This window comes from Micromonospora sp. NPDC000442 (genome assembly GCF_042898635.1).
Lineage (GTDB): Bacteria > Actinomycetota > Actinomycetes > Mycobacteriales > Micromonosporaceae > Micromonospora.
Genome location: NZ_JBIAYZ010000014.1, coordinates 147,630 through 162,740 on the forward strand (window position 1 = coordinate 147,630; position 15,111 = coordinate 162,740).

Genomic DNA, 15,111 nt, shown 5'->3' on the forward strand with positions numbered 1-15,111 from the left:
GGCAGGGTAGGCGTCATGGCGATTAAGATGCGCCCCGCGACGGTGTTCGAGGATGTCGCGGCTGTCGTCGGTCCGAAGCGGCCGGACGCAAACGTGTGCTGGTGCCTGAGCTATCGGATCGGCGCGAAAGCCAACTTGCAACTGCGCGGGCCGATGCGCGGCGAACGGGTCCGTGAACTCGTCAGGCTCGATCCCCCGCCTGGAGTGCTCGCCTACGATGGCGACGAGGTCGTCGGCTGGGCGGCGGTGCATCCACGAGCCGACACGAGCTTCGCCGGCAACAAACGGATCCCGCACCTCGACGACCTCGATGTGTGGAGCGTGTGGTGCTTCCGGGTACGGCCAGGCCACCGCAAGCGGGGCATCGTGCACCACCTGCTCGCCGGTGCTGTCGCCTTCGCCCGCGAGTACGGCGCGCCGGCGATCGAGGGCTATCCCGTCGACAACCGCGGCGAAAAGGTAGACCTCACGATGGCCTACGTCGGTACCCGCGCGGTCTTCGAGCACGCGGGCTTCGTGAAGGCGACCGACACGACCTCGGTACTCGCCGGGTTCCCGCGTGTGCTCATGCGGCTCGACCTGCGGTGACGTCGACCACCACGGGTTACCTCAGCGAGCAACAGACTCATGACCAAGCGAGCTCCCGGCCGGCCTGACGGCCCGCCCACCGGTGACCCCGGATGAACTTGGTGTCGGCGTTCGTACCGATCTGGATCCTTACCGCGGTCGGCTACGCGGCCTGTCGGTGGGGCCTGCTGGGCGAGGCGGTGGCGTCGGTGCTCGGCCGGTTCGTGTTTCATCTTGCGATGCCGTCGGCCCTGTTCCTAGCCCTGTCCCGCATGCCGCTCTCCGCGTTCGCCGGCCGCTCGCTGCTGGCCTTTGCGGTGAGCACTGCCGCAGTCGTCGGGTTCGGGTGGGTCGGCGCGAGCCGGCTGTTCGGTCGCGAGCCCGGCGAACGGCCGATCTGGGGCATGGCCGCCGGGTACGTGAACTCGGCGAACCTCGGCATCCCGATCGCCACACAGGTGCTCGGCGACGTGTCGTTCCTGGCGGAGGTGGTGCTGCTGCAGGTGCTGGTCGTGACGCCCGTGATCCTGGTCGCCCTGGACCGGCACAGCGACCCGGCCGGGCGGGTACGAGTCCGCCGTATCGCCTCCCTGCCGGCACGCAACCCGGTGATCCTGGCGTCGCTGCTCGGTGTCGCGTGCTCGGCTACCGGCCTGCATCTGCCGTCGGCGGCCGGCGCGTCGCTAACCCTGCTGTCGGGCGCCGCGGTTCCGGCCGCCCTGGTAGCGCTCGGCGCGTCGCTGCACCGCACGGCGCCGTCCCCGGCTGAGCCGGCCGAGCTTGCTGAGCCGGCCGAGCCTGCCGAACTGGCCGTGATCACCGCGCTGAAGCTCGTGGCACAGCCGGTCATCGCCTACGCGGCCGGGCTGGTCTTGCATCTGCCGGGGGTGGTGATCAGCTGGAGCTTGAGAGCAGTTGCTCGGCGGCGCGCTGGATGCTCTGGCTGAAGTAGGCGACGTCGGTGTAGTTGGGGGTCGGCTCCTCGCCGATGTCCCAGTCACAGTCCGAACCGGCGCTCACGATGCCGACCTGCTCCCAGGCGCCGTGGGGAAGCCGGTGCAGGGCTGGCCCACCGGAGTCGCCGGGGCAGTGGCTCTTCTGGTTCACCGACTTCGCGCAGATCGTCGACCTCGGGTACTCGGGGTGCTCATCCCACCAAGGGTCGTCGAAGCACTGCTCGTCCGGCAGGAACGGCAGCTTCACCTTGTGGAGGAAGCGTTCCTGGGGGCCGCCTGACTTCTTCGTGCCCCAGCCGGTCACGGTCAGCGTGTGCAACTGTCGGGGCTCGGTGGCCAGTCGCAGGATGGGCAGGTCGAGCGGTCGTTCCAGCTTGATCACCGCCCAGTCCGGTCCGTTCCACCACTCGGTTCCGCCGGTGTGGGCGGTGGATCTGGTCATCGTCCGGCGTGGCTTCTTCAGGTCGACGGTGCCGGAGACGACGGTGAAGCTGTCGCCCGGCTGCTCATCGACACAATGCTGGGCGGTGAGAACCAGTTGCGGGTGAATGAGGGTTCCGCCGCAACCCACCGGCAGCAGCCGGACCATCCACGGGAACTCACCGGGCGCAGCTCGTTCACCGCCGCTGATGGCGGCGGCCGGAGCCGCCGTTACCAGCACGGCGGCCAACGCCACCACGGCGATCACAAGTCGTTTCAAACGCATCTGACACCCTTCGAAGAACTACCGGTACGGGGTAGAACGGCACCAGCGGGCGTTTTTGTTGCAACCAGGGATGAAGGACAGTTGCGCTCGGGCTCGCGCTCGTCCGCTCGACCAAGTGACAGACTTGCCCCCGTGAGGATCAGTCAGGCCGACACGGATGACATCGGAAACCTGGCCCGGCTGTTGTGGCGCGACACCCTCCACGAGGAACCAACCCGGCAGTCCGTTGACGCCTTCGCCGTGGACCTCGCCCAATGGTGGGCCGCCCACCACCACACGCATGCCGCGTTCGTCGCTCGACTCCGCGGCACAGAGATCGTCGGGATGGCCTGGGTCGCACTCCTGCCTCGGGTCCCGAGACCTGGAGCAACAAGTCGGCTATCCGCAGACATCCAAAGCGTCTTCGTGATACCAGAGCACCGAGGACAGGGCATCGGCTCGGCGCTCGTGCAGGCTGCCGCAGAGCACGCGACACGCCTCGGCTCCCTTCGTACGACGGTCAATTCCAGCCGCAGAGCAGTGCCCGTCTACGAACGGCTGGGCTTCGAATCATCTCGGCAGTTACTGCAGTGGCCGGCGCGCCAGTGAACGTCCATCGGCACGACCGGACAGGCAATCTGGAAGCTCTGTGGCTATTCCTCGCCTAGGCCCCGGTAGGTGCCCGTCTCGTCAGACGCGTTGGCGAAGTCTTGGAAGTCCAGGTTCGCTATACACAGGTTGGCTGAGACGTCGGCGTACCAGCGCGGCGGCAGCCGGAATGCACGGCCGGGCTCGTCGTACAGATCAACAGCAAGAATACAGTGCTCATCGTCGGCCATGGTCGTAGCGTCAGCGACGAACAGGTAGGTCAGCTTGTGATCGTCGATCGCGGCTGCGTCCGCGTCGACCAGGTCCTGGATGGTGACGTCCGCGTAGCGGGGGTCGCTGACGAAGGTCGCGTGGTCGGCACCCACCGCTACCTGTAGCTTGGTCCACGCTGTCTCATCGGTGAAGTCGATTCGCAGGACGAGCGAGTGCAGGTCGTCAGGCTGGGGCAGCGGTAGCACATCGGCGATCTTCGCACGTCAAGTCGGTCTTCTCAGGTAGCTGCACTATGAAGGCGCTGTCTCCCACACGAGCGGGCACGCCCGCATCGGCGAATCCGGACGCCGGCGATTAAGTGCGTCGTCGTTGCAGGACGGTCTGCGGGTTGCTGTCGAGAGGCGTGGTTGCTGGGCCGATGCAAGGTGGGAGGCTGTTCAGGTGACTGACCTGCTCGCGCGTCGCGTCTATGACGCCTGCCATCTCACGGGACGGTTCCGGCTGCGGTCCGGGCAGGTCAGTGAGGAGTACTTCGACAAGTACCTGTTCGAGGGGCAGCCGGACCTGTTGCGCGAGGTCGCCGAGGCGATGGTGGCGCTGCTGCCGGGGTGCGATGTGCTGGCGGGGATGGAGATGGGCGGTATCCCGCTGGCCACGGTGATGTCCCAGCTGACCGGGTTGCCCACCGTCTTCGTGCGCAAGCAGGCCAAGGAATACGGCACCAACAAGGTGGCCGAAGGCGGCCCCGTCAAGGGCCGACGTGTCGTGCTGATCGAGGATGTGGTGACCACCGGAGGCGCACTGCTGGCATCGTGCGGACAGCTACGGTCCGTCGGTGCCGAGGTGGACACGGTGATCTGCGCCATCGACCGCGAGCAGGGCGGGCGGGAGAATCTGGCAGCCGAGGCACTACACCTGCGTTCCGCGCTCACCCGCCGCGATCTGGAAGCGGCACTGTCGGCGTGACAACTCTGGCGCTGCTCGACGAGTGACAGGAGGATGCACCTGGTTTCCTGCCCAGATCGTCGCCACCCACCTACCCCAGGTGCCGAGGCATCCCTGCGACCCGGTGGCCGACCGAACACCCTGTCGCTGCTCGGAAGCGCCCGGACGGCGACAGATCAGGTTGCCCGCGGCACGTGATGTTCGAGCGCTCCGCAGCGTCCGCCCTGCGCCTGGTGAGCGGGGTCCACCAACCGTACGAGCAAGTACTTCGCGTGCCACAATCCGGCATGACGATTCGCCGCGCCGTGCCCGACATCACAGCCGCCGACCCGGCCGCGAGCAGCGGCTTCTACCAGATTCTGGGCTTCCGGGAGGAGATGAACCTGGGCTGGGTGGTCAACTTGGTCTCACCGTCCAACCCCACCGCCCAGGTCATCCTCATCACCAAAGATGCAGCGGCCTCCGTCAACCCGGACCTCAGCGTGGAGGTTGATGACGTCGACGCCGCCTACGAGGCGGTACGCGCGACGGGCGCAGAGATCGTGCATCCGATCACCGACGAGCAGTGGGGCGTCCGGCGCTTCTTCGTCCGCGACCCGGACGGCAACGTGGTCAACGTCGTCAGCCACCGCTGACCGGCAGAAGGGCCAGCAGATCCGGATGCCGGAATGCGGCACTGATCAGGCCCGCCTTGACCCGCTGGCCCGGACCGAACAGGCTGGACGGGTTTCCCGAGCCAACCCGATCGATGGAGGGCGGTAGCGGTGACTGACACGACACCCAGCCAACCAGGGCCAGCAAATCCTCGTGGACCCCGGCAGTTCCGCGCCAGCCGGGGGCGACGCGTGGGCGACGCCGTCATCGGTGTGTTCGTCCGAGTGGGCCTGGTGCCCAGCACGTACATGCTGACCACGACAGGCCGCAAGACCGGCCGGCCGCTCACGCACCCGGCGACGGTGGTCCAGCACGAGGGGCGGCAATGGCTGGTCGCACCCTACGGAGCGGTGTCTTGGGTGCACAACGCCCGCGCCGCCGGACGAGTCGGCCTGGCCCGACGCGGCGACCGGCGGAGTTATGCCGTTCGTGAGATCTCGGCAGCGGAGGCCGGACCGGTACTCAAACGCTACGTTGCCATCGCCACGCCCACCAGGCCGTACTTCAGTGCGGACAAGGACGCGCCGGTCGAGGACTTTGTGGCCGAGGCTGATCGTCACCCCGTCTTCGAACTTCTCCCGATCGATCAGCACGGCTCTGCCGTCGACGACGGACGCTGACGAGTACCTCCCGATCCGGCTGGAATCCTCGGCCATGCGCGTACCTGCTGTTCGGGCCGCCGTACGACCGCATTGTCAGACCGTCTCGTAGTCGAGAATGCTGCTGACGCCGCGAAGCTGCGCAACATAAGCCTCACCGACAAGTCTCGGCGGGATGATCCGGGCCAGCACGCGTACAGGTGCAGGAAGGGGCTTGTTGGTCCGTTCGCTCACGGCCCGCCGCGAGACCCTGCGCACGCGGCGGGCCCGCAGCGCCTCGTAGCGGCGCAGTGCGCGCGGTACGTCGGCGGGGGCAACGCGCAGCGCGCGGCTGAGCAGCCACGCGTCTTCGAGTGCCTGGTTGGCGCCCTGTGCCTGGGTCGGTGGGAAGGCGTGTGCGGCGTCGCCGAGCAGAGTCGCTCCACCGTGACCCCACTGGTCCGGGACGTGATGCGTGACGTGCCGGAACGACTCCAGGTCCTCGTCGCGGATGTTCTCAAGCAGTTGTTCGACGAGCGCGCCGTATCCGGCGAACCGCTCGGCGAGGGCGGCGGCGGGCGAGCCCTCCAGCGGCTGGTGGACGTCGAACCACCACATGAGAAGCCCGTCACCCGAGGGTAGGAGGCCGACCAGACCGGCAGTGCCTACGACGCAGACGCCCGTGGTGCCGGTGGCCAACTCGGGCAGGACCGACGACAGGCCCTGCCAGGTGGTCCACTCGTTCGCGGTGGCGGGTGCCGGGTCGAGGACCGGAGCCCGGCGACGACAGGCCAGTGTCAAGCCGCCGGCCACCGACGGCAATTAGCCGAGCAGGTCGAGATTCGGGCGGCGTAGTTCCGGACAGCCCGGCGAACAGCGTCGTCGTCACCACGCAGACGGCGATCGTCCAGCCCCTCACGCCGGCCCGCATCCTGGACCGTCCGGTACTCGTGCGCGCACCTTGGCCGGATGCCGCCCGGGCGACTCCTGCCCGCGGATGTGCGGCCGCCTACCGCGCAGGCGGTACCTGCGCGGCGCCTGCCGCGTCTGCGGCAGCCGGCTACGCCGTCGGCCGCAGCGCGAAGTGCATCCATCTGCGGGACGACCAGCGGCCCGTCCGGCGACATGATCGGGCGGCACCCAACCATCGAGGAGAAGATGATGACAACCCAGGCTCCCCGTACGGACGGAGCTCTGGCGGTCCTGGCCCGGTTCTGTTATCGGCGCCGCCGCCTGGTCCTGTTGGCCTGGACCGTCGGCGTGATCGCCGTGGGGTTCATCGGCTTCAGCTTCGGAGCCGCCGCCGACAACGACTTCTCCGGCGGAAACTCCCAATCCGCCAAGGCGCAGCAGCTGATCGAGAAACACTTCCCCGAGCAGCAAGGGGACACGCTGACCCTGGCCATCAGGGCAGCGGAGGGAATCGACGATCCCGCCGCCCGGCAGAAGATCGAGAAGGTAATCGCCGAGCTCGCCAGCTCATCTGTCACCGGACCGGTGATTTCGCCGTATCAGGACAAGAACCTGGTGACGCAGGATCGTCGTATCGCCCGTACGACCATCCCGCTGAACGACAAGGACGTGACCAAGACAGAGGTCAAGCCCCTGGTGGACGTCGTCATGGCCGCCTCCGATGACAGTGTCACGCTCGGGCTGGGCGGGTACATGGCGGAAAAGGCCGAGACGCCCCCGCAGGGTTCGGCCGAGAGCGTGGGCATCCTGGCGGCAGCGGTGATCTTGTTCATCGCGTTCGGGTCGCTGGTGGCAATGGGCCTGCCGATCGTGACCGCCCTCCTGGCGATTGTGGGCGGCCTCGCGCTGATGAAGCTGGTCGGGCACGTTGTTCCCGCGCCGAATTTCTCTTCGATCTTCGGCGCGATGATCGGGCTCGGCGTCGGCATCGACTACGCATTGTTTATCGTGACCCGCTACAAGGACGGCCTGCAGGATGGCGATGACCCCGAAAGTGCCACGGTAAATGCCGTCACCACCGCCGGTCGCGCGGTGTTGTTCGCCGGCACGACCGTCGTGATCGCCCTGCTGGGCCTGGTCGTCATGGGACAGCGGCTGATGACCGGGGTGGCCGTCGCCACGTCGGTGATCGTACTGGTGACGATGATCGCCGCAGTGACGCTGCTGCCCGCGTTCCTGGGCTTCACCGGACACAGGATCAACTCACTGCGCCTGCCCCGTCGTACGTCCCGCCGGGACCAGGCCGCCAGCATCCCGTCCCAGCAGCGCCCTACCCTCGCCGAGCGTTGGGCCGATGTGGTGCAGCGCAAGCCGGTGGTCGCCGCGGTCCTGGCCAGCGTGATCTTGCTGGTGCTGGCCGCGCCCACGCTGTCGATGCGGCTGAGCCAGCCCGACGCCAGCGTCCAACCCCGTGACAGAAGCAGCTACATCTCGTACGAGATCCTCACCGAGGGCTTCGGTCCCGGCTACGGAGCACCCCTGGTCTTCGTCACCGAGGCCGACTCCAAGGACGCCGATCTGCGTTCCCTCGTCGAAGCGATCAGCAATACCGAGGGCGTCGCCTACGCCACGCCACCTCGGGTCAGCACGGACGGGCAGGCCGTCAGCTTCACCGCCTTCCCCACGACCGGGTACCAGGATGAGGAAACCGCGAAACTGGTGCACGAGCTCCGCGACGACGTGCTGCCCAACACACCCGGCGGCCAACGGGTCCACGTTGGCGGACCGAACGCCAGCACCATCGACCTCGCCGAGGAGTCCGGCTCGCGCCTGCCTCTGATGATCGCGGTCGTCATCGCGATCTCCATGCTGCTGCTGATCGCGATGGTCCGGTCGGTCGTCATCGCCCTGCAGGCCGCTGTGATGAACCTGCTGTCGATCGGCGCCGCCTACGGGGTGGTAGTCGCGGTCGTCCAGTGGGGATGGTTCGGCCCGGCCCTCGGATTCCCCACCGCCATGCCGGTCACGACCTGGGTCCCGATGATGATGTTCCCGGTTCTGTTCGGCCTGTCCATGGACTACCAGGTCTTCCTGACCTCACGGATCCGTGAGGAGTACGAGCGAACCGGCGACACCCGCACGGCCGTTGCTCAGGGGCTGGCGCGGACTGCCAAGGTCATCACTGCCGCGGCCGCCATCATGATCGCCGTCTTCACCACCTCTCTGCTCGGCCCCGACGTCGCGGTCAAGCAGGGAGGGCTCGGCATGGCCGTTGCTGTGCTCATCGACGCCACCATCATCCGGATGGTCCTCGTCCCTGCGGTGATGGAACTGTGCGGCAAGGCCAACTGGTGGATGCCCGGACGTCGGGCACCGAAGGCGACCCTGGCCGCGCCGACCAGGGTCGCGGAGGAGGCCGGCGTCTGACCCCTCCCAACACCTACAACGTCAGCCGTACGTCACATGCGGCGGCCCGAAGTCAGGCATCCGCGGGACGACCGGGCGGTGTGACCAGGCGAGATCGCAACTACAACACGAGCCTCATGAGAAGGAGAAGGCAGATGAGTTCATCAAGAGCCTCGATGCCGGTCCGACGGGTGCTATCGGTGACCGCAGCCGTCCTGGTCGGCGGCATCACGCTCGCCTCACTGCTCGGAGCGTCCGGGCTCGGCGGACCGGCGGCCGCAGACGGACCGGCGGCCGCCATCGATGCTTACCAGCCGACCACCGGGCGACTCGTGTCCCTCGTGGGTGCGCTGGCGGCGCTGGCCGGGGTGGTCATCGGCGGGCTGGCTCTGAGCCGCCCCAGCAGTCGCATCGGCATCCGCAGCGGGCGGCTCGGCGCCACCATCGCGCTGATGGCGGGGCTGATCGGCGTGACCCTCGGCGGATATGTGGTGGCCGCCGCCGAGGGTGGTCCCGGCACCGGTTACGGAATAGTCGGTGGCGTCATAGCCCTGGTGGTGGGGCTGATCGCCGTGGTCCTCGGCGGACTGGCCCTGGCCCGCTCCCGCCGCGCCGGCCGGCTGACCACCTGACCGGGCGGCTACCGCATCCCCCTGCTCGGATCAGGTGGGCAGGGGATGCCGGCGACAGCGACAAATGCTGGACGGCGACCCGTCGCCGGTCGGCGTCGGTGACCTCGTCGTCGAGCCAGACGAACGGACGCACTGCCGCCCACCGTGCCACCGACGCGGTCTTCCAGTGCACGCCGCGCGGTGGTCCTTCGTCACCGTCGATCCAGTCGACCACGGGTAGAACGGGCAGGCCGAGCAGAGGTGCCACCACCTCGTTCGGCTCGGTCAGCCACGTACTTCAGCTACCATCGTCAGGTGCCGGCCACCCGCACCGCAGTGACCGCCCTCGTCGTCCTCACGGTCGTCGACGTCATTTACACCATCGTCGCTCTTGCAGCGTACGAGCACGGGATCGGCGTAGTGACCCACGACGGGTCCGGCTCGGTGGAGATGCTCAACACCATCGTGCCGCTTGGCAAGCTGTCCTCGGCGATGTTCTGGCTGCTGCTTCTCGCGCTGCTTGCCGCCTGGGCCAGCGTCGCCAAATGGATCATCCGGACCCGGCGCACCGGACCACCGGTCGCACCCACAGCGCCTGTGGCGCGGTTGCGGCTGAGCGCCATCGTTGCCGTACCCCTCAACCTGATCGCAGCCGTGCAATACCTGTACGCCACCACGAACGGGGGCGAGTACATGCGCACCAATTTGGCCGTGACCACCCTGCTGCTGGTCGCCGCATCCGTGGCACTCGTGATCACCACGACCGCCGGTATTCAGGTCGTCCGGCGCGACGCGGAGAACCAGCAGCACACGGCCGGTGCCGAAGCCACAACTGCCTAGTCGTCCCAGTCGTCCGAGCGGAACCGGTGCTACCCGCGCGGCGGCACGCCGTACCGTGCCTACATCGCAGGAGCCAGTCACGTCGGCCTGGCAGAACTCATCCCTGGCGCTCAACTTAATTTGATCGATGGGGCGGGTCATTTGGTGCAGCTTGACCAGCCCGTACAACTGGCCACGACGCTGCACGGTTGGCTTACCACTCAGGCAACGATGTCTTGATGCGATCCAACAACCGCTCATCGGCTATGGGCGCTCACCCGATGGTGTCTGTTGTCGAGCGCTGAGCGGGTCACGTACAACGATGCCAGAAGCTGCAGCCGGTCCGCGTCGGCGCTGCCCGGCTCGGCGGTGAAGACGAGCATGACCGAGCCGGGGTTTCCCGGCAGGGGGTACGTGTCCCAGTCCAGGACGATGTCGCCTACCTCAGGAACCCGGAAGGTCTTGGTGCCGCTGACCGACTCGCGTACGTCGTGCCGAGCCCACAGCCGCCGGAACTGGGCGCTGCGGATGCTCAGCTCGCCGACGATCGCGGTGGCGCGTGGGTGGGTGGGGTCGGCGGCGACGGCGGCGCGCATCATGCCGATGTAGTCCAGGGCCTGCCGCTCCCAGTCCGGGCAGCTACGCTCGCCGGTCAACGTGTCGTCGAACAACAGCAGGAGCATGTTGAGCCGGTCGGTCGGGTAGGTGTCCGGGTCGCCGAGCAGTGCCTGGGCCATCGGGTTCCAGTCGAGCAGGTCGAGATGCCGGCCGAGTATCACCGCAGGGGTGTCCATCACCCGCAGCAGGCGTCGTGTGCTGTTCGGCACCCGCTCCGGATCGCGGTTCACCCGGGCGGGCGTCGATCGGCGGGCGGCGTGGGCCAGGGTGAACAGGTGCCGGCGTTCCTTCTCGTCGAGGCCCAGCGCGCCGGCAAGCGCGTCCAGGACGTCGTCGGACGGGCGTACCTCCCGGCCCTGCTCGATCCGCTGGTAGTAGTCAGTGCTCAGCCCGGCCAGCAGGGCAAGCTCCTCGCGCCGCAGCCCGGTGACCTTGCGCCGGCCGCCCGGCTCCAGGCCTACGTCGTGTGGACGCAGCCGGCTACGCCGAGCGCGTAGGAAGTCGCCGAGCTCCCGAGCGTACGGATGAAGGCTGCTCATACCGCAAGTGTGCAGCGGCCCGGACCGGCGAAGGTAGGTCCCGCAGACCTAGGCAACCGAGAACGATCGAACCGCGCCGGACCGCTCCTAACGTCGACGGCCCAGCCCACCGACACCTCCAGGAGCAGCAGATGACCGGATGGACCGCCGACCGCATCCCCGACCAGCGTGGGCGGGTCGCCGTCGTGACCGGCGCGAACTCGGGCCTCGGCCTGGTCACCGCCACCGAACTGGCCCGCCACGGAGCCCACGTCGTGCTCGCCGTTCGCCACACCCCCGCCGGCGAGGCGGCCGCCCGTCAGATCGGCGGCGACGTCGAGGTGCGCGAGCTGGATCTGGCCTCCCTCGCCTCCGTGCGGGTCTTCGCGGCGAAGCTGGCCGGCGACCATCCGGCGATCGACCTGCTGGTCAACAACGCCGGTGTGGTGTTGCTGGGACCGCGCCGCACCTCGGCCGACGGATTCGAGCTGCACCTCGCCACCAACATGCTGGGCCAGTTCGCGCTGACCGGCCTGCTGCTTGGCAACCTGGCCGCGGCGCGGGAAGCCCGCGTGGTCAGTCTCAGCTCGATCACCCACAGGAACGCGCACCTGGACTTCGATGACCTGATGTTCGAACGTGACTACCGGGCAGCCACCGCCTACGGCCGGTCCAAGCTCGCCGCCACGATCTTCGGCATCGAACTGGACCGCCGCCTGCGCGCCGCCGGAGCACCGATCGTCAGCGCGCTCGCCCACCCCGGTCTCACCCGCACCAACCTGACTCCGCGTGCCTGGGAGCACCGTGGCCGGTTGGGGCGGCTGATCGCGTGGGCTGGGCTGCTGGCAACCCAGCCGGTGGAGCAGGGCGCGTTGCCGCAGTTGCGCGCGGCGACCGAGCCGGGTGTGCGGGGCGGCCAGTTCTTCGGCCCGTCCGGGCTCTGGGAGACGCGGGGCAGGGTCACCGAGGCCCGGCTCAGCCGGGAGGCCGCCGACCCGGCAGTCGGCAAGCGGCTGTGGAGGGCAGCCGAGGACCTGACCGGCGTCAACTACCTCTGACCTACGACGATCACCGGCCGGTCGGCGGCGATCCGCAGCGTCGCGATTAGCCGCCGCACCTGTTCTCGCAAGGCTGCCAGCCACGATCGCGCGTCCGATCGTCGGGTCAATCGGAGGCAGCGCTCAGGAAGCGTGCCGCTGGACGAAGATGTCCGCCTCCAGCAGCCGGCCCGAAAGTCGGCCCGCCTCGTGGATTTCATCGACGGTCATACCCGGCACGATCGCGTGTGCTGCGTGGACACCGTCACCGCTGCCGACATTCAGCATGGCGAGGTACCACCGCAGTGCCTGCACAAGGTCCACCGGACCGCCGAATCCATCGCGGTACCAACAGGCCGCCGCGAACATGCTCCCCTTGTCGCCGGACTCGGCACCGCGCACATACCATCGCAGCGCCTCCTCATCGAGGTCACGCGCGCTGAGCTGGTCACCCAGCGGCGGGTACGCCTCGGTGACCCCGGCCTCAGCCGCCTGGCGCAGCCAGTGCACCGCCTCGTCGGACCCGCCGGACAGCACACCGAGGTTGAACGCAGCGAGCGCGTCCCCTGCCTCGGCTGCCGCCCGGTAGAGAGCGGTCGCCCGGATGTCGTCCTGGGTCGTGCCGATGCCGTGCTGGACCAGGTACCCGAGGGTGCGCTGCGCGGTCGCATCTCCGTCGTCCGCCGAGACGGCCAGCAGCTGCACGCCGCCGGCCGGATCTGCGAGATGGAAGGCGCGGATCACACCGAGCATCGTGCGGGCCCGGCGGTCCACTGAGGCCGGACCGTGAAGCTTCGGCGCGAGCAGAGCCAGTTCCCGCTCGGCCATCTCGATGCCCGCCTGGGCGGCCTTTAGGTACCAGGACGCAGCCTCCGGCAGGTCCACTTTGTGATACGCGAAGAGGGTGCCCAGATCGTGCAGCGCCTGCGCCTCCCCGGCGGCGGCAGCCATTCGCCAGTGTCGCTCCGCCTCGTCCTGGTCAACCGGAACGCCCTGACCGGTGCCGTACATGAGCCCGACCATCCGGAGCGCGGGCACACTGCCGAGCTCGGCCGAACGCTGATACCACCGCAGCGCCGCCGTCTGGTCCTGTGCGACACCCCGGCCGGTGGCGTAGAGCACCCCGAGGTTGTGAGCAGCCTCAGCGTTACCCAACTCCGCCGCACGCTCGTACAGCCTGCGGGCTCGTACCGGATCTGCCGGCTCCCCGTTACCGCTGGCAGCCAACTGGCCCAGCACCAGCAACGCCCGGTCGTCGGGCCCGGCAAGCTCCAACTGCTCACGAGCCTCCTCGAAGGCCCCACGTTGCACAGCGAGCAACCCACGGTCATACGGTTGCAATCTCACGCCGGCAGTGTAGAGAGGCTGCGGAGCATTTCGTCGCGCTGTCTGAGCGCCGGGTTGTGGAGCTACGGTCGTTCGTCGACCGAGTTGCTGCCCTGTCAGGTGAGTTCGAGGCCGCCGTCGATGGTGAGGACCTGTCCGGTCAGCCAGGTGGCGGCGGGGTCGGCGAGCCGGAGCACCCAGGTGGCCGCTTCGTCGGGGTGGCCGCGGCGACCCAGTGGGATGCGTTCGGCTTCGTCCTGTTTGATCTGGTTGACCACGGGTTCGGGCAGGCCGGCGGCGCGCAGGGCTTCGCTTTCGGTGGGTCCGGGAGCCAGGGCGTTGACCCGGATGCCGTCGGTGGCCAGTTCCAGTGCCCAGCATCGGGTGAGCTGTTCGAGGGCGGCCTTGGATGCGGCGTAGTGGGCGGCGCCGGCTACCGGGCGGTGGCCGTAGGTGCTGGAGATGTTGATGATGGTGCCGCGGGTGTGCCGCAGGTGGGGTAGGGCCGCGTGGGCGAGCATGCTGGGCGCGGTGACGTGGAGATCGAACATCTCCGTGATGCGGTCGGCGACCGTGTCGGCGAGCGGCATGACGGCGGTGGCGCCGGCGTTGTTGACCAGCACGTCGACCCGGCCCCACCGGTCGGCGGCGGCATCGATGATCGCCTGGCCGGCGTTGGTCATGCGGATGTCGGTGGCGAGAACGGCGATGCCGGCATGCTCTTGCGCGGTGCGGTGCAGTGCGTCCGCGCGGCGTCCGACACCGAGGACGTGCGCGCCGGCTTCGGCGAACGCCATCGCGGTCGCGCGGCCGATTCCTGATCCTGCTCCGGTGATGACGGCCACGCGACCGGTGAGTGGGCCGGTGTCTGGGGGTGTGGTCACAACTCCACCTCTTGTTCGATGTTCGTAGAACATCGAACAAGCTACCATGGTTGGTGTGAAAGATCCGCAACACCCGGAACTCGCCGAGATGACCCTCACCGACGTGATGGCCGCGCTCAGCGACCCGCTCCGGATCGGCCTGGTCCGACTGCTGTCCGACGGCCACGAACGCGGCTGGGGAGAGCTGCGAACGCCGGTGTCCAAGTCGACGCTGAGCCACCATCTGCGTGTGCTGCGCGCTGCGGGGCTCACCCGCACTCGCCAGGAAGGCACCCGGTGTTACGTCGTGCTGCGCCGGGAGGACCTGCACGCCCGTTTCCCCGGCTTGTTGGACGCCGTACTGGCCGCCGCAGACAGCGAGGGCGTCGGCAGCCAAGTTGGTCTCGCGACCGGCCGCCCGCCCAAGTGACACATCGGCGTCTGGCAGCCTGTCGACGCGCGTATGCTTCACCACACGGCGACCACCCACCAGCCGCCCCTGTCCCGCAGCCCGGGCCACACCTGTTGCGGCAGACCATGTCACCGGTGCGGAACTTTGCGGCGCACAGGCGGCACGAGTCTGCGGGATCACGTCGACCATCCGAAGTGCTTCCCGGCGTGAAGCCGGGCTCGACAGGTCCACAGACATGGGCACGCGTGCAAAGTAGTCGAGCGACTCATCGACTTGGACCGTCCGCAAAAGGACGTCTCGTAACTCGGTGGAGGCGTTGCCGGGTAACGATGTTGGTGTCATCCGGTGAGGATGATGTTGTGGAGGTGGGCGATGCCGGATG

The 15,111-nt window shown here is 68.4% G+C and carries 17 protein-coding genes; 11 read left to right on the forward strand and 6 right to left on the reverse strand.

The features are described 5' to 3' along the window. The first annotated feature begins 27 nt into the window (after positions 1 to 27). Entirely contained in the window at positions 28 to 588 is a 561-nt protein-coding gene (locus ACFY2A_RS22080; RefSeq protein ID WP_387174164.1) for a GNAT family N-acetyltransferase, read from the forward strand. 92 nt (positions 589 to 680) lie between these two features. Next, entirely contained in the window at positions 681 to 1,514 is an 834-nt protein-coding gene (locus tag ACFY2A_RS22085; protein ID WP_387174165.1) for an AEC family transporter, read from the forward strand. Here ACFY2A_RS22085 and ACFY2A_RS22090 read toward each other — a convergent pair. Beyond that, positions 1,462 to 2,229 (reverse strand): S1 family peptidase, encoded by a 768-nt coding sequence (locus ACFY2A_RS22090; protein ID WP_387174167.1) that lies wholly within the window; start codon positions 2,227 to 2,229, stop codon positions 1,462 to 1,464. The genes ACFY2A_RS22085 and ACFY2A_RS22090 overlap by 53 nt on opposite strands. Positions 2,230 to 2,361: 132 nt before the next feature. Between ACFY2A_RS22090 and ACFY2A_RS22095 the strand changes: the two genes are divergently transcribed. After that, complete coding sequence (locus ACFY2A_RS22095) at positions 2,362 to 2,817, forward strand: GNAT family N-acetyltransferase (RefSeq protein ID WP_387174169.1); 456 nt, start codon at positions 2,362 to 2,364, stop codon at positions 2,815 to 2,817. A gap of 44 nt (positions 2,818 to 2,861) precedes the next feature. Here the strand turns inward: ACFY2A_RS22095 and ACFY2A_RS22100 are convergent, their stop codons facing one another. After that, positions 2,862 to 3,275 (reverse strand): DUF6924 domain-containing protein, encoded by a 414-nt coding sequence (locus tag ACFY2A_RS22100; protein ID WP_387174171.1) that lies wholly within the window; start codon positions 3,273 to 3,275, stop codon positions 2,862 to 2,864. 196 nt (positions 3,276 to 3,471) lie between these two features. On the opposite strand from ACFY2A_RS22100, the gene pyrE reads away from it, so the two are divergent. From pyrE to ACFY2A_RS22115, 3 genes are all read left to right on the forward strand, one after another. After that, complete coding sequence (gene pyrE, locus ACFY2A_RS22105; RefSeq protein WP_387174173.1) at positions 3,472 to 3,996, forward strand: orotate phosphoribosyltransferase; 525 nt, start codon at positions 3,472 to 3,474, stop codon at positions 3,994 to 3,996. A gap of 284 nt (positions 3,997 to 4,280) precedes the next feature. After that, complete coding sequence (locus ACFY2A_RS22110) at positions 4,281 to 4,610, forward strand: VOC family protein (protein WP_387174174.1); 330 nt, start codon at positions 4,281 to 4,283, stop codon at positions 4,608 to 4,610. Positions 4,611 to 4,853: 243 nt separating this feature from the next. Next, on the forward strand, positions 4,854 to 5,249 hold the full coding sequence (locus ACFY2A_RS22115; RefSeq protein WP_387174176.1) for a nitroreductase family deazaflavin-dependent oxidoreductase: 396 nt from the start codon (positions 4,854 to 4,856) through the stop codon (positions 5,247 to 5,249). Positions 5,250 to 5,324: 75 nt separating this feature from the next. On the opposite strand, the gene ACFY2A_RS22120 is transcribed toward ACFY2A_RS22115, so the two are convergent. After that, positions 5,325 to 6,008 carry an FAD-dependent oxidoreductase gene (locus ACFY2A_RS22120; RefSeq protein WP_387174178.1) on the reverse strand — a complete coding sequence of 228 codons (684 nt, stop codon included), beginning with the start codon at positions 6,006 to 6,008 and terminating at the stop codon, positions 5,325 to 5,327. A gap of 324 nt (positions 6,009 to 6,332) precedes the next feature. On the opposite strand from ACFY2A_RS22120, the gene ACFY2A_RS22125 reads away from it, so the two are divergent. The 3 genes from ACFY2A_RS22125 to ACFY2A_RS22135 all read left to right on the forward strand — a co-directional run bounded on the left by ACFY2A_RS22125 (position 6,333) and on the right by ACFY2A_RS22135 (position 9,976). Then, complete coding sequence (locus ACFY2A_RS22125) at positions 6,333 to 8,546, forward strand: MMPL family transporter (RefSeq protein ID WP_387174180.1); 2,214 nt, start codon at positions 6,333 to 6,335, stop codon at positions 8,544 to 8,546. Positions 8,547 to 8,680: 134 nt separating this feature from the next. Beyond that, positions 8,681 to 9,157, forward strand: coding sequence for a DUF6223 family protein (locus ACFY2A_RS22130; protein ID WP_387174182.1), 477 nt, complete (start codon positions 8,681 to 8,683; stop codon positions 9,155 to 9,157). A gap of 294 nt (positions 9,158 to 9,451) precedes the next feature. Continuing rightward, positions 9,452 to 9,976 (forward strand): hypothetical protein, encoded by a 525-nt coding sequence (locus tag ACFY2A_RS22135; protein WP_387174183.1) that lies wholly within the window; start codon positions 9,452 to 9,454, stop codon positions 9,974 to 9,976. Positions 9,977 to 10,212: 236 nt separating this feature from the next. Here the strand turns inward: ACFY2A_RS22135 and ACFY2A_RS22140 are convergent, their stop codons facing one another. Next, positions 10,213 to 11,112: a helix-turn-helix transcriptional regulator gene (locus ACFY2A_RS22140; protein ID WP_387174185.1), complete on the reverse strand. Its 900-nt coding sequence runs from the start codon at positions 11,110 to 11,112 to the stop codon at positions 10,213 to 10,215. A 131-nt stretch (positions 11,113 to 11,243) separates the two neighbouring features. Here ACFY2A_RS22140 and ACFY2A_RS22145 point away from each other — a divergent pair, with 131 nt between their 5' ends. Beyond that, positions 11,244 to 12,149 carry an oxidoreductase gene (locus tag ACFY2A_RS22145; protein ID WP_363924028.1) on the forward strand — a complete coding sequence of 302 codons (906 nt, stop codon included), beginning with the start codon at positions 11,244 to 11,246 and terminating at the stop codon, positions 12,147 to 12,149. Between the two features lie 123 nt (positions 12,150 to 12,272). On the opposite strand, the gene ACFY2A_RS22150 is transcribed toward ACFY2A_RS22145, so the two are convergent. Then, the gene (locus tag ACFY2A_RS22150; RefSeq protein WP_387174187.1) at positions 12,273 to 13,475 is read right to left on the reverse strand and encodes a tetratricopeptide repeat protein; all 1,203 of its coding nucleotides are present in this window, start codon (positions 13,473 to 13,475) and stop codon (positions 12,273 to 12,275) included. Positions 13,476 to 13,570: 95 nt separating this feature from the next. After that, positions 13,571 to 14,338 carry an SDR family NAD(P)-dependent oxidoreductase gene (locus ACFY2A_RS22155; RefSeq protein WP_387174189.1) on the reverse strand — a complete coding sequence of 256 codons (768 nt, stop codon included), beginning with the start codon at positions 14,336 to 14,338 and terminating at the stop codon, positions 13,571 to 13,573. A 46-nt stretch (positions 14,339 to 14,384) separates the two neighbouring features. On the opposite strand from ACFY2A_RS22155, the gene ACFY2A_RS22160 reads away from it, so the two are divergent. After that, a complete protein-coding gene (locus tag ACFY2A_RS22160; protein WP_387174191.1) occupies positions 14,385 to 14,747 on the forward strand; it encodes an ArsR/SmtB family transcription factor in 363 nt (120 codons plus the stop codon). Positions 14,748 to 15,111: the final 364 nt, after the last annotated feature.